Below are 17,441 nucleotides of genomic sequence, written 5' to 3' on the forward strand. Positions count from 1 at the left end.
AAGGATACATCCAGCTAATCTTGAAAGATATCAGCATTTTTCTGCAATAAAATAATAGGCAGCCCGAATCAATCGGCTGCCTCCTTTTCATCTTCTTCAGTCAAATAAACACGTATCTTAGAGCCCTCTTTTACTTTTGTTCCTGCAGCTGGTGATTGTTTGACGATTTTGCTTCCTTTTCCGGAAGCATCTATATTCAGATTCACCAAGAGTGACTCAAGATCTGAGACAGACATCCCTACAACATTCGGAACTTCTATTGTTTTTGTGTCGTTCCATTGGTATTTTTTTTCGATTTGATTTTTCCTAGGCTTAACACCAAGCTCCGGCAGGCTGTCTCTCATAATACTTCCCACAATAGGTGCTGCAACGGTTCCGCCAAACTGAATCGTGCCTTTCGGGTTATCCACCGCGACATAGACGACAAGACTCGGGTCGTCAGCCGGAGCGAAACCGATAAATGATACAATGTGGTTGTTTTCGAGGTATTTTCCATCTTTAACCTTTTGTGCTGTTCCTGTTTTTCCGCCGACACGATAGCCTTCGACAAACGCATTGCGTCCGGTGCCTTCTGCAACGACGCTTTCTAAAGCATAGCGGATTTGTTTTGATGTTTCCTTAGAAATGACTTGTTTCTTGGCGATTGGCGATTGTTTTTTGACAGTTTTTTTGGTTACCGGATCAAGCCACTCTTTTGCTATATAAGGTGTGTAGAGCGTGCCGCCGTTAACAGCGGCAGAAACGGCTGCAACCTGCTGAATCGGCGTGACGGATACTCCCTGTCCGAAGGCGGTTGTCGCTTGCTCAACCGGGCCTACTCTGTCAAGTGGAAATAAAATCCCTGTTCCTTCCCCCTGCAGGTCAATCCCGGTTTTTTGGCCAAATCCAAAGCCTTTTATATATTTGAATAGCTTTTCTTTGCCCAATCTCTCGCCCAATTCAACGAAGCCGGGGTTACAGGAGTTTTGCACAACTTCAAGGTACGTTTGCAGCCCGTGGCCGCCCCTTTTCCAACAGCGCAGTCTTGCTCCGTCTACTTCTGCATGCCCTTTATCATAAAATTGGTCACGTTTCAGGTTGACTTTCTGCTCCTCCAGAGCCGCCGCAAGTGTAATAATCTTAAAGGTAGAACCCGGCTCGTATGTGCTCCATACAGGGAGATTCCGATTGTAAACGGACGGGTCAACAGATTGGTAATCAGCCGGATCAAAGTCAGGTCTGCTTGCCATTCCAAGTATTTCTCCGTTTTTCGGATTCATTGCGACTGCAATCATACCGTCTGGATGATATTTAGCTTCAGCATTATCAAGCTCTCGTTCCATTATAGTTTGCACCTTCGAATCCACAGTCAGCTTCATATCGAGTCCATCCTTAGGAGGCGTGTAGTCATCCGCTTCATCGGGCATTTTCTTCCCTTTGGCATCTGTATAAAACTTAACAGAGCCTTTTTCTCCTTTTAAATCATCATCATAATAGGCTTCAAGCCCAAGAAGTCCTTGGTTATCAATACCGGCAAACCCAAGTACATGAGATAAAAAGCTGCCGAACGGATAATGGCGGATACTATCCTCCGCTACATACACCCCTTTTAAATCGAGCGCTTTGATTTCTTTTGCCTTCTCATTTGAAATTTTTCTCCCTTCTGGCGTAATCTTTTCTATCGATGCTTTTTTCGTGACGTGCTTATATACTTTTTCTTCAGACATATTTAACACCGCAGCCAGCTGTTTGCTCGTTTTCAGCGGATTCTGGACTTGGCGCGGCACGACAAATACGGTCGGTGCACTTTTATTTGTGGCAAGCTTAACGCCGTTCCGATCAAGGATCTCTCCCCGTTCCGGCTCAAACGGCAGGTTCCGGCTCCAGGAATCCTTCGCCAGAGAAGTCAGTTTCTCTCCCATGACAAACTGAACATACCCCAGCCTTGTATCAATGATCAGAAATACGATCACTCCAAAAAGCAAAACAAATAATAAACGTTTTCTAACCGTTACATTCGAGACGCGCAAGGCACCGTTCACTCCTTATTTAGGCTTGTTTCATTTTATGCCTGCGTGTGGACAGGTAGAACGGCGCTCCTCTTTGGAGATATAAAAAAAGAAAGCTCACCCGACGGGGTAAGCTTTCTTTCTATTTAATCAGGATTCTTAAACTTCACCTTGATCACGGTTCCGTCTTTTATTTCTTTGTCCTTCTTAACGCTTTGGCTCACAGCGTAACCTTGTCCGCTCACTTCAATATGAATTCCTGCCAAATCGCCGTATTGAAGAACCTCTCTTCTCGACCAGCCTGTCATATCAGGCATCTTGATTTTGCCCCCCGTTTTCAGGAAGACCTTCTGATTGGTCAAAACTTCCTCACCCGCTTTTGGATATTGCTCTTTTACTGCAATATCACTTCCGATCACAATCGGTGTGAGGTTTTCGTCTTTCGCTTTCTTTTGAGCACCTGTTACAGTTTGATCTGTTAAGTCAGGCATCGCCTGCGCTTTCGTTTCTTCCTTATTTGAATCAGACGTTTCAGTCGGTTCAATGTTCAGGTAGTGCAGGCTGTTTTTCATTGTTGGGTTGAAGATTTCAGATACTGGATTAGAACCTGTTTCATCATTTTCTAATTGCGGCTGCTGCACTGCAACATAGATAAGCAGCTCAGGATCATCTTTAGGCGCCATTCCCATTACGGAAAATACGTAATTATCGCGTCCAGATAGATAACCGTTCTGTCCGGCAATTTGCGCTGTTCCGGTTTTAACAGCCACATCAAAACCTTCAATTTTATATGGCTGTCCAGTACCAATATCAGAGGTAACGACATCACCTAAAATATTACGAACCTTTTTAGCGGTATCCGCAGAAATTGGGGTACCGGCGGACTGAGGTTTATTTTGATAAATGGTTTTTTTCTTGTCAGGGTCAACAATATGGTCTATGACATAGGGTTTCATCATTTTACCGTCATTTGCTATCGCAGTTGCAGCCTGCAGCTGTTGAATTGGTGTAACAGCAGAGGCTTGGCCATATGCAGTCGATGCTTTGTCAAATTCATATTTAAAATTGATTTTACTTGATGCTTCACCCGGCAAGTCAATGCCTGTTTTTTGATAGAAATTGAACTTATGAAGATACTCATTAAACCGGGAATAGCCCAATTTTTCATTAGCCAGTTTGGCAAAAGCAACATTTGAAGACCTTACAACACCGTCATGATATGTTGTTGGCCCCCAGCCTACACCATCATTATGGTCCCTTACAGGTTCTCCGCCAACTATATATGTTCCGGACTTGTACTTTTCATTGCCGTTATACACATTCTCCTGTATGGCAGCAGCGAGTGTGAAAATCTTCATCGTTGACCCGGGCTCATACGCATATGAAATCAAATCGTTATAGTAATTCGTCACATCACGCGTATTCGGGTCAAAACTTGGACGCTGACCCATTGCTAACACTTTGCCCGTTTTCGGATCAACAACTGCGGCCATGACTTTTTTCGGTTTATACTTTTCCGCCACTTTTGTCATACTGTCTTCTAAAAAGGTTTGAATTTTCTGATCAATGGTTAAATATACATTGTCACCATTTTTTGGCGCTGTAATTTTATTTTTGCTGTTCGGGAGCTCCCAGCCGGATTTGTCACTTTCATATGTTACGTATCCGTCCCGCTCCTTCAAATACTGATCCAGCACTTTTTCTAAGCCCATCGCGCCCGTAATTTCATTTGTTTTTTGGTCAACCTCGGCATAGCCGATTAAGTTGGACGCAAATATGCCGTTCGGATAGTACCGCTTTGTATCACGCAAAAATGAAATTCCCGGAAGTTTCAGCTTTTCGATTTTCTGTTTTTGGGAATAGGTAATATCCCGGCCTGCTGATCCGAACTCAACTTGTTTTGCACCCTTCTTATTTAAGATATCAAGGATTTCAGCCTTGTCCAAATCTATCACTTTAGACAGTTCTTCCGCTGTTTTTTCCTTGTTCTGGACATGCTGCGGATGCTTTTTGTCAGTTGTCATTTTTTCATCAAGAACAGCGATCAGCTTATACGTAGCTGTATCCTCAGCAATCACTTTTCCATTTCTGTCTAAAATGGAGCCCCGGCTCGCTTCGATTGTCCGTTTCTTTTCATGCTGCTCTGTCGCTTTTGTCGCAAGCACTTCACCGTCGGCTTTTCCGGTTATTTGAATATATGCCATTCTCCCAAGGATGACAAAGAAAAAGAGAGCGAAACAAATACTTAGAATCGCCGCTCCTCTGTTCATAAATTTATTCTTTTTTGGCATTTGAATCATTCCTGTATGTTTTTCACTTTTTTATCTTTTAAATTCAAGCCGTTCTTTTTCGCAATATCCATAATGCGCTGCGGCTTGCTTAAATCAGCAACGCTTTTTTCGAGGTCACCAATCTGCTTGTTTTCGGAAGAAATTTGCTCCTCAAGCTTTTGCACCTCTATATTTGTTTGGTAAGCCGCATATGCCTTCGATACGATCAAAAGCGATACGCTCAGCACTGCCGCAGCGAAGAGGACGAGAAGCACCTTTTCTCCGAGTGTAATGGAAGCCCTTTTCTTGACAATCACTTTTTTCTCAGGACTGATCGCATGCCGTTGCTGTTTCTCTGGTTGATAAGCTAAATTGCTCATAGGCTGATGACCTCCTTTTAAGTTTGCGTTCGCGTATTGTTATTTTCTTTTTTCAGCAATTCGAAGCTTCGCAGAACGAGCACGATTGTTTTCTGCCAACTCTTCTTCAGATGCCGTGATCGGTTTTCTTGTGATAAGCTTGAGCTCCGGTTCAAACTCTTCCGGTATAACAGGAAGACCCGGAGGAAGTTCCGGAAGTGACGACTTCTCTTTAAACGTAGATTTACAAATTCTGTCCTCAAGTGAGTGGAAGGTAATCACTGATACCCTGCCCCCCGGCTTTAACACGTCAATCGCTTGCTCCAAAGCCTCTTCAAAAACCTTCAGTTCATCGTTCACAGCAATTCTGATTGCCTGAAACACGCGTTTTGCGGGATGTCCTCCGCTCCTTCTGGCCGGAGCGGGAATCGCGTCTTTTATTAGATCGACCAGTTGGCCCGTAGTTTGAATAGGAGATTTGCTTCTTGCCTCCTCAATTTTTCTGGCGATCTGTTTGCTGAACTTCTCTTCACCGTATTTAAAGAAAATACGGACAAGATCCTCATAGCGCCACTCATTTACGACCTCTTTCGCCGTAAGCGTGGCCGACTGGTCCATCCTCATGTCCAAAGGTGCGTCATGATGGTAACTGAATCCTCTTTCCGGTGTATCCAGCTGCGGGGAAGACACCCCTAAATCAAATAAAATACCGTCTACTTCAGTAATGCCGTGTTCATGTAAACATTCTTTTAAATACCTAAAGTTGCTTTTAATCAGAATAAGCTGTCCTTGATAATCGGACAACGCTTCTTCTGCATGCTGTAATGCCGTGTCATCTTGGTCAAAAGCGATTAAACGCCCTTTCTCTGATAACTGCTGTAATAAATATGTACTGTGCCCAGCTCCGCCGAGTGTGCAGTCTACATATGTACCGTCCGGTTTAATATTTAGGCCGTCAACGGTTTCACGAAGAAGTACTGTCTTGTGTTGAAACATTTGTGTTGGTCCCACCTTTTATCAGGATGAATTGAAATTGTTTTTAGAGTGTTATACACGAAGATTCATTATATATCAAACCCAATCATGTTTTCAGCAATTTCAGCGAATGAATCTTCTTGCTCTTCTGTGTATTGTTCCCAAATTACTTTACTCCACAATTCAATTCGATTCGAAACCCCGATAACAACACATTCTTTTTCCAGTTTTGCGTAATTCAATAGAGATGATGCGATATTCACCCTGCCCTGCTTGTCCAGTTCGCATTCTGTCGCACCTGAAAAGAAAAAACGGGTAAATGCGCGGGCATCTTTTTTTGTGAGAGGAAGAGCTTTTAGTTTTTCTTCAATCTGTTTCCACTCGTGCATAGGGTAGCCGAAGAGACATTGATCAAGTCCTCTTGTCAGCACAAACTGCTCACCGAGGCCTTCTCTGAATTTAGCGGGTACGATCATGCGGCCTTTCGCATCGATTGTATGCTGGTATTCACCCATAAACATGATCTTTTGCCCCACTTTCTCTCCTTAACTCACCACTATCCACCACTTCTCTCCACAACTTCATTTTACACTGTTTATACATAAAAAAAAAACCCTGAACTATTCAGGGTTCTTTAAAACTTTATTTCAAAGTTTGACAACTTGATGTTGATTTTGAAAAGAAAATGGCAGATTCTTGAATGATGTGAAGAATTTTGGACCGTACCTGTTTAAATAATACATGATATTCCAAATTCGCTCTTGCGGTGCGAGCAGCGGTTTAATGCTATTTTGGATTCTCTCATAATCCCTTAAGACATAGCCTTCTTTTTCTTCAATTCGTTTTGTCACTGTACGCTCTAAAAACTGAAGCTGGTCCTGAATAAACGCCGCGTTCTTCAGGAGCAAAGGCTCCATGCTCTGATCAACCTTAAGCGCCTCCTGCCGGACGGTTTTATGAATTGCTTCAATCTGGTTTTTTGCTTGCTCAATCACCGCGGTAAACTCTTCTGGAATCTGGTGTTCAAAGTATTTTTCTTTTTGGTTTTCCGTCCCGCCTTCTATCGCCTCTTGTAATGATATCTTTCGTTCAACCAGTTTTTTCTCAATATGGCGCTCGACTATCGTGATGTTCAGCCTCGGCATAACAGGAGGCATTTTAAAGCCCATCGCTGCAAAAGCCTGTTTGAGCTCACCCCAATAGTTGATTTCACCGGGGCCCGCGATAAATGCCAAGGTAGGAATCAAAAATTCCTGCATTAACGGTCTCGTTACAACATTATTGCTGAAGCGTTCAGGATGTTCTTCTATATGCGTATAAAGTTCATCCATCGACCATGCCAGATCAAGCTCCTTAATCACAAAACGGCCGTTGTCCTTCTCAATTAAAAAGCGTTCCTCTTCATATTCATAAAACAGATTTGCCTGCTCTTTTCCAGACTCGATAATCGGCTTGTAGCCCGCTTCGCGCATGAAGTCCTGCTGTTTAGAAACAGCGTGTGCAAGTTCATCATTGTCACGGAGGATCTTTTGGAACATGGCGGTTTCCAGCTTTTTAATTCCCGGGTCTCCGGAATTTAACAATACTAAGCCTTCCTCTTGAAACAGATCCGCAATCAGCTGTTCAAAGAAATCAGTAAACGTAACAGATTCCCTTAAACATCGTTTCACATGTTCTAGAAGTGTGTTCGTATGGTCTGTTTCTTCAAAAGCCGCAAACACATCGTCTATCCATGCGGCGCATTTTTCTTGGTCAAGCGGTGTGTTGGCGGCAGATGACTTTTTCCAGTAAGACTGCGGTAGCTTTTTTTTCACCGGACCGCTTTCTTCTGACGTGTGGACAAAATTAATTTCATCCAAATCATGGTCTTCTCCGGCAACCCAAAAGATCGGTACAACAGGCACTTGCAGCTGTTCTTCCTTTTCCTTTGCTAAAACAATAATTGAGATGATTTTATGTATGGTGTAAAGCGGTCCTGTTAAAAGCCCTGCCTGCTGTCCGCCGACAACAGCAACACTTGACGGATCCTTCAGCTTCTCAATAGAATGCTGCATGGCGCTTGAGCCGAATTTGTTGTGATAAGAGGATAAATAGGCTGTCAATTCCTCTCTTGCGAAAACCCGCGAGGATAAACCTTTCAGTCTTTCTTGCCACATATCCTTATGATGAATGCTGTAATCAAAAAAAGAAGACATTTCTTCTTTACCATCTATATAGTGCTGTACAAACACATTCTGATTTTTGATGGAAAGTTCAGTTAGCTGCATCTTCTAGAACTTCCTTTCTCCAATAAATAGTTAGTTATCCGAAATGAGTATAGCATGTTACCAGAAAAGCTCAAAAGACTTTGTTTGGGTTTCGCTCCAAAGCTTTGATGCTGCCATGTAAAAACGCAAGGTGAACAGCGTCGCGGCCTTGAAGCTGTGCTTCTTTCAGCAAATATCCGAGGATGGCGTCAGCCTCCGTCTGCCGTCCGGCGGCCACATCGACCAGCATGGAAGAGCGATTGTCTTTCGTTTGCTCACAAACTGCACGTACACGCTCCCAGGCCGCCTCTTCATCTTCCAGCCGCAAAATGCTGCACGCCTCTTGAAAAACGAGCTTCATATAAGAAAAATAAGCAGGCACAGTCAACAGCTCTCCATTTTTCACACGCAGAAGCGCAGTTAACGGATTGATGCAGGCGTTTACGATCAGCTTGCCCGTCAGCAGGCGATACCAATCCATCTCATAGCGAATTGGGAATTCGGAATGGTTATGCTGAAGCACCGCGTTCAGGAGATCTGGTTCAGCTTGCTTGAACGCGCTCCATTTTATCGCACCAATGCCTGTATGTTCAACGGCTGTATCCGATTTCCTTACAGCTCCGTGCTCAACAACCCCAACATAAACGGAATGGTCAGCACCCCAGTCTTTAAGGCCGTGTATATGGCCCATACCGTTTTGCAAAAATAAAATATTTGTTTTTTTGATTCGTTCAAGCATCGGGAAAACAGTCTGAAGCTGATGCTGTTTCACTGTCACGACAAGAAGGTCAAAACATGAATCAATAGCTGTGCCCGCGCTGCAATGAGCATTGAACGCTTTTCCGGCTTTATAAAGCTGAATCCCTTCCGATTGAATCGCTGCGGCCTGTTCATCCCGCCTTGTCAAAACAGTCACCTCATGATCCAAAGATAAATAATAGGCACATAAAAGACCGACGGAGCCCCCGCCGAGAATTCCAATTTTCATGATGTCACACCCAATTTAACATTTACGTATTATCATAGCAGAAGTATGAAAAAAATACTTCACAGAGATTTCAAAACACTTAAATTAAAGTTTAAATATTTGGATTTTTTAAATAAAGCGTTTACAATATATGTAGAGAACAACAAAGGGGGAGATTGGTTTGATTAAAGTAGAACGTCTGCTCGTCAACTATAAAACGCTTGAAGAATTCAAGAAATTCAAAGAATACGGTATACAAGAGCTCTCAATGCTTGAAGATCTTCAAGATAATATCATTGAAAATGACAGCACTTCGCCTTTTTATGGGATTTATTTCGGGGATAAACTGGTAGCGCGAATGAGTCTGTATCAAGTCAATGGCAAATCAAATCCTTACTTCGACCAACATCAGGATTACTTAGAGCTTTGGAAGCTTGAGGTCCTTCCAGGTTATCAAAACAGGGGCTACGGTACAGCATTGGTTGAATTCGCCAAATCATTCAGAATGCCGATTCGAACAAATTCTCGGATTAAATCAGCAGAGTTTTTTAGTAAAATGAACTTTGAACCAGTCAAATATGACATGGCGCGGGACAAAGGGGAAAACCCGCTCATCTGGCATCCGGATATGGATGGCGAAATGACACCGGGTGAATCAGCATAGAAATGAAACAACCGGCCTTTGATGATCCTAGGGCCGGTTCATTTGATGGTTCATTACGTTTCTTGAGCTGTTTTTTTCAGTCTCCCGTCTTCTTTCGAAACAACCATTTTTCTGGCTCGATCCATTATATCGATCAGTGCCTTGTAGTCCTCTTCTGTCATCTCCAACTGGTTTCTCAATGTTTGGTTTTCACTCCGTAAATCCTCGAGTTCTTTTTGCAGCGACTGAATTTGCTCCTTCATTTTTTCCTTTTCAATGTGGAATTCTTGCGCGGACGGCGCTTCTTTAAACTGTTCGAGAAACTCAATCACATCCTGAATGGACAAATCTCTTTTCCCCTCTGAAGCTGCCGGGGCAGCCTGCTTGACGGAATTCGGCATATTGACGGAATGAACCCCAATTTGTTTCCTTAGTTCTTTCCGCTGTTTTTTTGCCAGTTCTATGCCTGATTGGTATTGCTTTCTCACATAAGAGTTCCACCTGAATCCGCAGGCAGCGGCTGTTCTGGTCAGTGCCCTTCCGACCTCCTCAAAGGCAGAAAGCTGTGTTCCGCCCTCGCGAATATGACGAAGCACTACTTCTGCCAGCAGCAAATCCTCATCCTGTGTCCAAGCATCTTGTCTTGTAATGGTCAAATCAATCTCCCTCCATGTCAGCTTATTTATCTCATACATATGCCGGTAATAGATTAGATAGACTATTTGCACTCACAAATTTTCTGCAAGCTGACAGGAAGAAAAAAAGAAAAAGCGCAGGGTTTTCACCCTGCGCTTTTCTTATTAGTTACTTTTTACATTTATGTCTTTGCCGTTGTATGATCCGCATGCTTTGCATACACGGTGAGACAATTTCATCTCTCCGCATGACGGACATTCTGTCATACCAGGTACATTAAGTTTGAAATGTGTACGGCGCAATCTTTTTTTCATTTTAGAAGTTCTTCTAAAAGGTACAGCCATTATTCCCACCTCCTTAAAGAGTTAAGATTCATCATCTTGTTTTAAGAGCTTTTCAAGGGCTGCAAGTCTCGGATCGACTTTGTTCTTCTTGTCTTCCTCTGAAATGACTTGCCAGTCCTTTCCTTCTTGAGGAGCAGCTCCTTTTTCTTGTTCAGATTCACAAAAGATTTGCATAGGGATTTCTAAAAGAATTTCTTCTTTCACGATCGGAGTTAAGTCGATAGTATCGTCCTCAACAGTGTGAACGTCATCATCTTCTATATCATCCGTCTGATGAAATATAAACAGTTCTTTTGTCGAAATTGTAAATGGATACGGAACATCAACGAGTGTTCTTGAGCATGGCAAAATCATTTCGCCTGAGATCGTAAAATCAAACGAAACCTGCTTAGATTTGATATCCGCTCTGCCTTTCACCCTTACAGGAGAAATGCGGCGAATGTCAGAATTCAGCTTTGTCAGCTCATGTAACTCAACTGTCTCATCAAACTCAAAACTCGGTTTTTTCATTTGATGCAACTGATAAATCGTCCATTTCATTTGTATCACCTCAGGAAAGCAACAAACATGATTATAGCTTTTAAGAATGTTTTTGTCAATATTTTTTCTTTACAGCATAATGCTGCCAGCCAAGCATCGTTGACAGCTGAATATACTATGCATACACTTAAATCAAAAAAGACGTAAGAGTTTTCAATTGCAAATGTACCATACGTTTTTAAACATAGCAAGAAAGGCGGAAAAAATATGAAAGCTGTCGGATTGGTGGTTGAGTATAATCCCTTTCATAACGGACATCTTTATCATGCCCAAACAGCCAAGCGGCAAACCGGATGTGACACGGCTGTTGCGGTGATGAGCGGACATTTTCTGCAGCGCGGGGAGCCTGCTGTTGTATCCAAATGGGCCCGCACAAAAATGGCGCTTCAAAGCGGAGTCGACCTCGTAATCGAACTCCCTTATCTTTACGCGGTGCAAAAAGCGGAGATTTTTGCACACGGCAGCGTCTCCACTTTGAACAAACTGGGATGCGAGGCACTGTTTTTCGGGAGTGAGAACGGAAAGATTGAGCCGTTTTTAGAAACCGCAAAGGTAATGGATGAGCATAAAGATTCGTTTGATCAATGTATCAAAGAAGAGCTTAAAAAGGGTGCCAGTTATCCATCAGCTGCTGCTATCGCCTTCAAATCGATTTTACATACAGAAAACGGACTTGATATGTCGAAGCCGAACAATATTTTGGGGTACCATTATGTGAAATCGATTCTTTCCGGCGGATATGAAATGAAACCCTATACGACATCGAGAATCTCCTCGGATTATCATGATGCCGACCTTCCTGATGAAGACAGCCATATCGCCAGCGCAACCAGCATCAGAAAAGCCCTGATTGAAAAGCCTTTTGAAGACTGCGTTACGTTTCTTCCCGCAGCAGCTGCACGGGAATTAGCGGATTACCGCAAGTCTTTCGGGCTGTGGCATACACCAGAAAGCTATTTTTCTTACTTGAAATATAGTCTTTCGACTCTCACAGCCTTAGAATTACAGCAAATATACGAGGTTGAGGAAGGGCTGGAGAACAGAATCCTCCCTTCAATCAGAAAAGCCGGCTCCTATCAGGAATTTATGGAGTTTCTGAAAACAAAGCGATATACGTGGACGAGGCTTCAGCGGATGAGTACACACATTTTAACGAGAACGAAAAAACAGGAGATTCACCGTCTGCTCAATGTCGAAGAGGTGCCTTATATCAGACTACTTGGGATGACGAAAAAAGGACAGGCCTTTTTATCAGAAAAGAAAAAGGAGCTGTCCGTTCCGCTTGTCAGCAAGCTGGCCTCCTTTTCCCACCCCGCTCTCGATCTGGATATTAAAGCAAGCAGAATCTACAGCCTTGCGATAGAAGAGCCCCTTAGAACCGAGTTTGATTTACAAGAATACGGACATGCCCCAATACGATATGACGAGGATGAACGCCGTTTTTTGAGCATATAAAAAAGCACCTGGATAGGGACTGACCCCATAAGATGAGACAAATAAAAAACACCTTCAAGTTTGAAAACGGATAGTTGTTATCCGAAATAAGACTTGGAGGTGTTTTTTGTATGGGAACAAGAATGAGTTATCCGATTGAAGTCAAACAGAAGGCTGTAGAAATGAGATTGGCAGGCGTGCCTATGAAAGAGATCATGCAGGAATTGAATATCAAGAATAAGACGCAGGTTCAAACATGGGTTAGATGGCATAAAGCTGGAGATACACATCGATTTGAACAGCCTGTTGGTAAGCAATACACTTACGGAAAAGGTCCGGAGTATTCTTCCGAATTAGAGAAACTGCAGGCAGAGAACCGTTATCTGAGACAACAAAATGAAGTTTTAAAAAAGTACAACGAATTGGAAAGGAAGTTGATAGCCAAACGTCAGTCGAACTTGTAGAAGTATTGCACGGCACAATGACCGTACAGAATATCTGTGTTCATTTAGGTATCTCACGAGCGTCTTATTATCGTTGGAAGAAGAACCTGATGAAAGATCATCCCAAGCGCCATTTGGAAAAACAAATCGGCACGTTGTGCCGAGAGCACAAGTATCGATATGGATATCGAAAAATTACAGCTATATTAAAAAAGGAAATGCGTATTAACCATAAAACTTCAGCGTATCATGCAGAAAAATCAGTGGCAGTGCCGGGTTAAGGTGAAAAAGCGCAAGAAGAATGGGCAGCCATATGCCGTGGTTGATAATATATTAGATCGGAACTTTCAGTCCGATCATCCTCTTGAAAAACTAGTAACGGATATCACGTATTTGCCTTATGGACAGAAACAATTGTACCTTTCCAGTATATTGGATGTATACAATGGAGAAGTGATTGCTTTCACGATTGGAGATAAGCAGGACACAGACTTTGTCTTAAACACACTTGATCAGCTGCCAACACTGCCTCAGAAATGCGTGTTACATAGTGACCAAGGATCTGTGTATACATCTTATGAGTATCAGAAAGCTGTTAAAACAAAAGGCATTACCATGATCATGTCCCGCAAAGGGACGCCCGCTGATAATGCCTCCATCGAATCGTTTCATTCCTCACTAAAGTCTGAAACGTTCTATCTTAACAGCATTAATCGAACCACGACCGCCATCGTAGAACGCACTGTCAAAGAATACATTTATTATTATAACAACATTCGTATTCAAACGAAACTAAACAGCCAATCACCGATAAGCTATCGGCAATTGGCTGTATAAAAGGTGTTTTGATCCCTGTCTCAAAAACGGGGGTCAGTCCCATATCAGGTGCTTTTCGCTGTCAGCTTATTCAAATAATCAATCGCATCCTGCAGCGTATCAACAGGCACGATCTTCATGTCCGAATCAATGTCTTTCGCTGTTTTTACTGCATTTTTGTAATCAGAATTGCTGGCGCCGTTTTGATTCGGAGCGAAGAAAATGTCTTTGCCGGCTTTGTCTGCGGCAACAACTTTTTGGTCAATGCCGCCGATCGGGCCGACTTTCCCGTCAATATCAATCGTTCCGGTGCCTGCAATGTCGTAGCCTTTTGTTTCATCTGTTTTTGTCAGCTGATTATAGATTTCAAGCGACATCATTAATCCCGCTGACGGGCCGCCGATATTTTCGATTTCGAAATCAATATCAGGCTTTACCTTGACGTTTCTGTCCGTATACAGCGAAACCCCGATTCCGGCACGGCCAGGCTCATCAGGAAATTGTTTTAACGCAAGGGTGACCGTCTTTTCTTTTTCTTCTCTTTCGATTTTTAACTTTACTTTATCCCCGGCTTTTTTGCTGCTGATATAATCGATCAGCTTTTCAGCAGACTGATAGTTTTTTCCGTCCGCACTGATGATTTTATCGCCGACTTCTATTTTCCCTTTCGCTGGCATGTTTTCGACAACTGAGCTTGCGTAGATGCCGTTAAAGGAATAGCTTACTTTTTTTCCTGCCTTTTGATATGCGGCGATGACGGCATTTTCCTGAGAGCTTTTCATCATTTGCAGCTGCCGTTTCATATATTCCTTATCTGATTCGCCTTCTTCCTTGATGCTTTCATCAGGAACAATTTCATAATAGGGGTGCATTTTAGCCCATGCGTATGTAAATGGATTAGCCGGTCCCACTTTGACAGTCATTAAGGACAGACTCCCTGTTTCCAGGTAGCCCCCCTCCACTTTTATCAGTGAGCCGAGCTCTGTCGCTTCTCCCGGTTTTGTAATATAGTATGGCAGTTTTATAAATGATACAACGGCAATCAGTATGAGGATGACAAGCATCCAGCTGAAATGTTTTTTACGTAGCAAGTTATTAGCCCTCCCAATTCTCTATTTCTTTTTTTATCTGGCTGATCATTCGGTTTGTTGCCTCCTCGCCTGCCGATATCATTTCATCAATATTGGCAAACGAGCTGGAGCTGTATGTTTCAAGAGAAGGGCGAATCATGATATCAGCGGCAATCGTTTGATGTCGCACCAATTCATTTTGCAGTATATCCATACTTTGCATGATTACATCAAAAATATGCGCCGCCTTTTCGGTTTTCCGAACCCTGGAGACATCTGAAGCGATGATAATGTCAGCCCCCATATCTTTTACAACAGAAACCGGAATACGGTCGACCACCGCGCCGTCTACGAGAAGCCGTCCGTCCAGCTTCTGCGGAATAAAAATGCCTGGTATGCTGATGCTTGCCCGAACCGCATCTGACACTGACCCTTTGCGGAAAACAATCTTTTCTCCTGTCTGCAGATCACACGCGACAATTCCAAGAGGGATTTTGAGTTCCTCAATCGGTTTGCCGAATGTATAAGCATGCACGAGCTGCCTGACACGGTCACCTCTCAAAAAACCGAGTTTCGGTACCGTATAATCAGCATAGAGCCGCCGTTTGAAAGCCTTGGCGACTTTTTTCATCGTTTCCACGTCATGCCCCGCGGCATAGAAGCTGCCGACCAAAGCGCCCATACTGCTCCCCGCAATCATATCCACATCAATTTGGTGCTTATGTAAACTGGAAAGCACGCCGAGATGAGCAAGTCCTCTGGCGCCTCCCGATCCTAACGCTAACCCGATTTTAGGTTTGGCCAACATGTTAACCTCCTGCCCGAATTCCCTGTATACGGAATTCTATGGTCTAAACTGAACCCCTATGCTCGTATATTAGTACAAAGGGTCAAGAGGACAGGTACTGCTTGGCCGTTTCGAGTCATACCATATTTTATCATGATATACATGTCATTGTGCATTTTTAGCGTCGGGGAGGTAAGAATGAACTTGTCGAAGATTCATACACTTTTGATTGCTGCGTTTTTTATTTTTTTAACAGCGACTGTCATCTCACATCCGCAGGCCTCATTCGAAGCCTCTAAAACCGGGCTGTCCATGTGGTGGGAGGTCGTATTTCCGTCTTTGCTGCCGTTTTTCATACTGTCTGAGCTATTAATCGGCTTTGGTATTGTAAGGTTTGTCGGTGTTCTGCTTGAGCCTTTTATGCGCCCTATTTTCCGCGTGCCGGGTGTCGGCGGCTTCGTTCTGGCCATGGGCATGGCATCAGGGAACCCCGCGGGCGCAAAACTGACGGCAAGGCTGCGGCAGGAAAAACAGATTTCAAGAGTAGAAGCAGAACGGCTTGCTTCCTTCACCAATTCATCCAACCCGCTCTTTATTTTTGGAGCTGTCGCCGTCGGCTTTTTTCAGAATGCGTCATTAGGTATTTTATTAGCATCTGCACACTATTTGGGCAATTTGGCTGTCGGTTTAACGATGCGCTCCTACGGGCGTAAAGAAGAGCGCCAGCTCATGAGAAATAAAACCATAGCTTTGCCTTCTATCAAAGATGCTTTACATGCGCTTCACACCGCAAGGCTTGCGGAAAAACGGCCTTTAGGAAAAATTTTGGGCGACGCTGTAACCTCATCCGTTCAAACGCTTCTAATGGTAGGCGGTTTTATTATTTTGTTTTCTGTCTTTAATCGTTTGTTATCCGTCGTACAGCTGACCGATATTCTCTCTATTGTTACAAAAGGCGCACTGACCTTGTTTCAGCTTCCCGCTCAATTGGACATTCCTCTATTATCAGGAATGTTTGAAATCACATTAGGAAGCAAGCTTGTCAGCGAGACAGATGTCTCCCTTTTGCAAAAAGCTGTTGTTGTCAGCTTTATCCTCGGATTCAGCGGCTTTTCCGTTCAGGCTCAGGTGGCAGGCATTTTATCAGAGACGGACATCAGATTTAAACCATTCTTTATCGCGCGTGTGCTGCAAGGCATTTATGCCGCCGTTTTTGTCATTCTGTTATGGAAACCTCTTTACACTGCGTGGCATGACCATGATCAGTACGTTTTTAAATCTCTTGATACAGGTGAGCTGCCGACAGCTCTTATCAGCGGATGGAATCTGCTTGTGCAGATTGGCCCTGCTGTCACGTTATGTGCACTGTTTACGTACATTTTCATTTTTTCTTACAGACTGACAAACGGTACAAAAAAAGGATGAGCTTAAAAACACTCATCCTTGCCTGAATTTTTCCTGAAGCGCCTTCTCGACTTCCGGCGGTACAAATTCTGACACCGCACCTTTATACTTTGCCACTTCTTTTACTATGCTTGAGCTTAAGAAAGAATATTGGTTATTTGTCATCATAAAAAAGGTTTCAATTGATTCATCAAGCACACGGTTTACGGATGTTCCCTGCATCTCGTACTCAAAATCAGACACCGCTCTCAAGCCTCTTAAAATGGCTTTTGCATTTTTTCTTTTTGCATAATCAATTAACAGCCCTTGTGACGTTTCAACTGTTATGTTCGGAATGTCTTTTGTCACTTCTCTCAAAAGCTCACAGCGTTCTTCTACACTGAATAGCGGCTTTTTTGAAGAATTGTTCAGCACACACACATACACTTGATCAAATATATTGGCCCCGCGTTTAATGATATCCAGATGCCCGTAGGTCACCGGATCAAAACTGCCGGGACAGACAGCTATACTCGTCAC

The 17,441-nt window shown here is 43.3% G+C and carries 16 protein-coding genes and 2 pseudogenes; 5 read left to right on the top strand and 13 right to left on the bottom strand.

The features are described from left to right. Positions 1–68 precede the first annotated feature (68 nt). From H7F27_RS12785 to H7F27_RS12815, 7 genes are all read right to left on the bottom strand, one after another. Positions 69–2,009 (bottom strand): stage V sporulation protein D, encoded by a 1,941-nt coding sequence (locus H7F27_RS12785; RefSeq protein ID WP_024121311.1) that lies wholly within the window; start codon positions 2,007–2,009, stop codon positions 69–71. A 125-nt stretch (positions 2,010–2,134) separates the two neighbouring features. Then, entirely contained in the window at positions 2,135–4,288 is a 2,154-nt protein-coding gene (gene pbpB, locus H7F27_RS12790; protein WP_101861186.1) for a penicillin-binding protein 2B, read from the bottom strand. Further along, complete coding sequence (gene ftsL / locus H7F27_RS12795; RefSeq protein ID WP_003232200.1) at positions 4,285–4,638, bottom strand: cell division protein FtsL; 354 nt, start codon at positions 4,636–4,638, stop codon at positions 4,285–4,287. Before ftsL ends, pbpB begins: the two co-directional genes overlap by 4 nt. A 39-nt stretch (positions 4,639–4,677) precedes the next feature. Then, positions 4,678–5,613, bottom strand: a complete 936-nt coding sequence (gene rsmH, locus H7F27_RS12800; RefSeq protein ID WP_044155985.1) for a 16S rRNA (cytosine(1402)-N(4))-methyltransferase RsmH — start codon at positions 5,611–5,613, stop codon at positions 4,678–4,680. Between the two features lie 68 nt (positions 5,614–5,681). After that, complete coding sequence (gene mraZ, locus H7F27_RS12805) at positions 5,682–6,113, bottom strand: division/cell wall cluster transcriptional repressor MraZ (protein WP_003221402.1); 432 nt, start codon at positions 6,111–6,113, stop codon at positions 5,682–5,684. A gap of 126 nt (positions 6,114–6,239) precedes the next feature. After that, positions 6,240–7,859, bottom strand: a complete 1,620-nt coding sequence (bshC, locus tag H7F27_RS12810) for a bacillithiol biosynthesis cysteine-adding enzyme BshC (protein ID WP_185847986.1) — start codon at positions 7,857–7,859, stop codon at positions 6,240–6,242. 70 nt (positions 7,860–7,929) lie between these two features. Then, on the bottom strand, positions 7,930–8,826 hold the full coding sequence (locus tag H7F27_RS12815; RefSeq protein ID WP_185847987.1) for a 2-dehydropantoate 2-reductase: 897 nt from the start codon (positions 8,824–8,826) through the stop codon (positions 7,930–7,932). 160 nt (positions 8,827–8,986) lie between these two features. Here H7F27_RS12815 and H7F27_RS12820 point away from each other — a divergent pair, with 160 nt between their 5' ends. Then, positions 8,987–9,469: an N-acetyltransferase gene (locus H7F27_RS12820; protein WP_024121303.1), complete on the top strand. Its 483-nt coding sequence runs from the start codon at positions 8,987–8,989 to the stop codon at positions 9,467–9,469. 53 nt (positions 9,470–9,522) lie between these two features. Here H7F27_RS12820 and gerR read toward each other — a convergent pair whose 3' ends face one another. The 3 genes from gerR to H7F27_RS12835 form a co-directional block, all read right to left on the bottom strand. Next, the gene (gerR, locus tag H7F27_RS12825) at positions 9,523–10,104 is read right to left on the bottom strand and encodes a sporulation-specific transcriptional regulator GerR (protein ID WP_185847988.1); all 582 of its coding nucleotides are present in this window, start codon (positions 10,102–10,104) and stop codon (positions 9,523–9,525) included. A gap of 144 nt (positions 10,105–10,248) precedes the next feature. Further along, complete coding sequence (rpmF, locus tag H7F27_RS12830; protein WP_003154457.1) at positions 10,249–10,428, bottom strand: 50S ribosomal protein L32; 180 nt, start codon at positions 10,426–10,428, stop codon at positions 10,249–10,251. Positions 10,429–10,449: 21 nt separating this feature from the next. Then, positions 10,450–10,968, bottom strand: coding sequence for a YceD family protein (locus tag H7F27_RS12835; protein WP_024121301.1), 519 nt, complete (start codon positions 10,966–10,968; stop codon positions 10,450–10,452). A gap of 27 nt (positions 10,969–10,995) precedes the next feature. On the opposite strand from H7F27_RS12835, the pseudogene H7F27_RS20725 reads away from it, so the two are divergent. The 3 genes and pseudogenes from H7F27_RS20725 (at position 10,996) to H7F27_RS12845 (ending at position 13,682) form a co-directional block, all read left to right on the top strand. Next, positions 10,996–11,179, top strand: a pseudogene (locus H7F27_RS20725) (hypothetical protein). Next, a complete protein-coding gene (locus H7F27_RS12840; RefSeq protein ID WP_185847989.1) occupies positions 11,176–12,423 on the top strand; it encodes a nucleotidyltransferase in 1,248 nt (415 codons plus the stop codon). Before H7F27_RS20725 ends, H7F27_RS12840 begins: the two are co-directional and overlap by 4 nt. Positions 12,424–12,533: 110 nt before the next feature. Continuing rightward, positions 12,534–13,682: pseudogene (locus tag H7F27_RS12845) on the top strand (IS3 family transposase). Between the two features lie 44 nt (positions 13,683–13,726). Here H7F27_RS12845 and ddcP read toward each other — a convergent pair. Continuing rightward, on the bottom strand, positions 13,727–14,752 hold the full coding sequence (gene ddcP / locus H7F27_RS12850) for a protease DdcP (protein ID WP_185847990.1): 1,026 nt from the start codon (positions 14,750–14,752) through the stop codon (positions 13,727–13,729). 4 nt (positions 14,753–14,756) lie between these two features. Next, a complete protein-coding gene (locus H7F27_RS12855) occupies positions 14,757–15,536 on the bottom strand; it encodes a patatin-like phospholipase family protein (protein WP_024121297.1) in 780 nt (259 codons plus the stop codon). A 180-nt stretch (positions 15,537–15,716) separates the two neighbouring features. Between H7F27_RS12855 and ylbJ the strand changes: the two genes are divergently transcribed. Beyond that, the gene (ylbJ, locus tag H7F27_RS12860; RefSeq protein ID WP_103671646.1) at positions 15,717–16,943 is read left to right on the top strand and encodes a sporulation integral membrane protein YlbJ; all 1,227 of its coding nucleotides are present in this window, start codon (positions 15,717–15,719) and stop codon (positions 16,941–16,943) included. Positions 16,944–16,955: 12 nt separating this feature from the next. On the opposite strand, the gene coaD is transcribed toward ylbJ, so the two are convergent. Beyond that, positions 16,956–17,441, bottom strand: a complete 486-nt coding sequence (coaD, locus tag H7F27_RS12865; protein WP_024121295.1) for a pantetheine-phosphate adenylyltransferase — start codon at positions 17,439–17,441, stop codon at positions 16,956–16,958.

Source organism: Bacillus sp. PAMC26543, assembly GCF_014250375.1.
Lineage (GTDB): Bacteria > Bacillota > Bacilli > Bacillales > Bacillaceae > Bacillus > Bacillus halotolerans.

What these genes read in the sequence shown, in the direction of transcription:
- pbpB (WP_101861186.1), bottom strand. Translation starts at nt 4,288, where the DNA reads ATGATTCAAATGCCAAAAAAGAATAAATTTATGAACAGAGGAGCGGCG.
- ftsL (WP_003232200.1), bottom strand. Translation starts at nt 4,638, where the DNA reads ATGAGCAATTTAGCTTATCAACCAGAGAAACAGCAACGGCATGCGATC.
- rsmH (WP_044155985.1), bottom strand. Translation starts at nt 5,613, where the DNA reads ATGTTTCAACACAAGACAGTACTTCTTCGTGAAACCGTTGACGGCCTA.
- mraZ (WP_003221402.1), bottom strand. Translation starts at nt 6,113, where the DNA reads ATGTTTATGGGTGAATACCAGCATACAATCGATGCGAAAGGCCGCATG.
- bshC (WP_185847986.1), bottom strand. Translation starts at nt 7,859, where the DNA reads ATGCAGCTAACTGAACTTTCCATCAAAAATCAGAATGTGTTTGTACAG.
- H7F27_RS12815 (WP_185847987.1), bottom strand. Translation starts at nt 8,826, where the DNA reads ATGAAAATTGGAATTCTCGGCGGGGGCTCCGTCGGTCTTTTATGTGCC.
- rpmF (WP_003154457.1), bottom strand. Translation starts at nt 10,428, where the DNA reads ATGGCTGTACCTTTTAGAAGAACTTCTAAAATGAAAAAAAGATTGCGC.
- H7F27_RS12835 (WP_024121301.1), bottom strand. Translation starts at nt 10,968, where the DNA reads ATGAAATGGACGATTTATCAGTTGCATCAAATGAAAAAACCGAGTTTT.
- H7F27_RS12840 (WP_185847989.1), top strand. Translation starts at nt 11,176, where the DNA reads ATGAAAGCTGTCGGATTGGTGGTTGAGTATAATCCCTTTCATAACGGA.
- ylbJ (WP_103671646.1), top strand. Translation starts at nt 15,717, where the DNA reads ATGAACTTGTCGAAGATTCATACACTTTTGATTGCTGCGTTTTTTATT.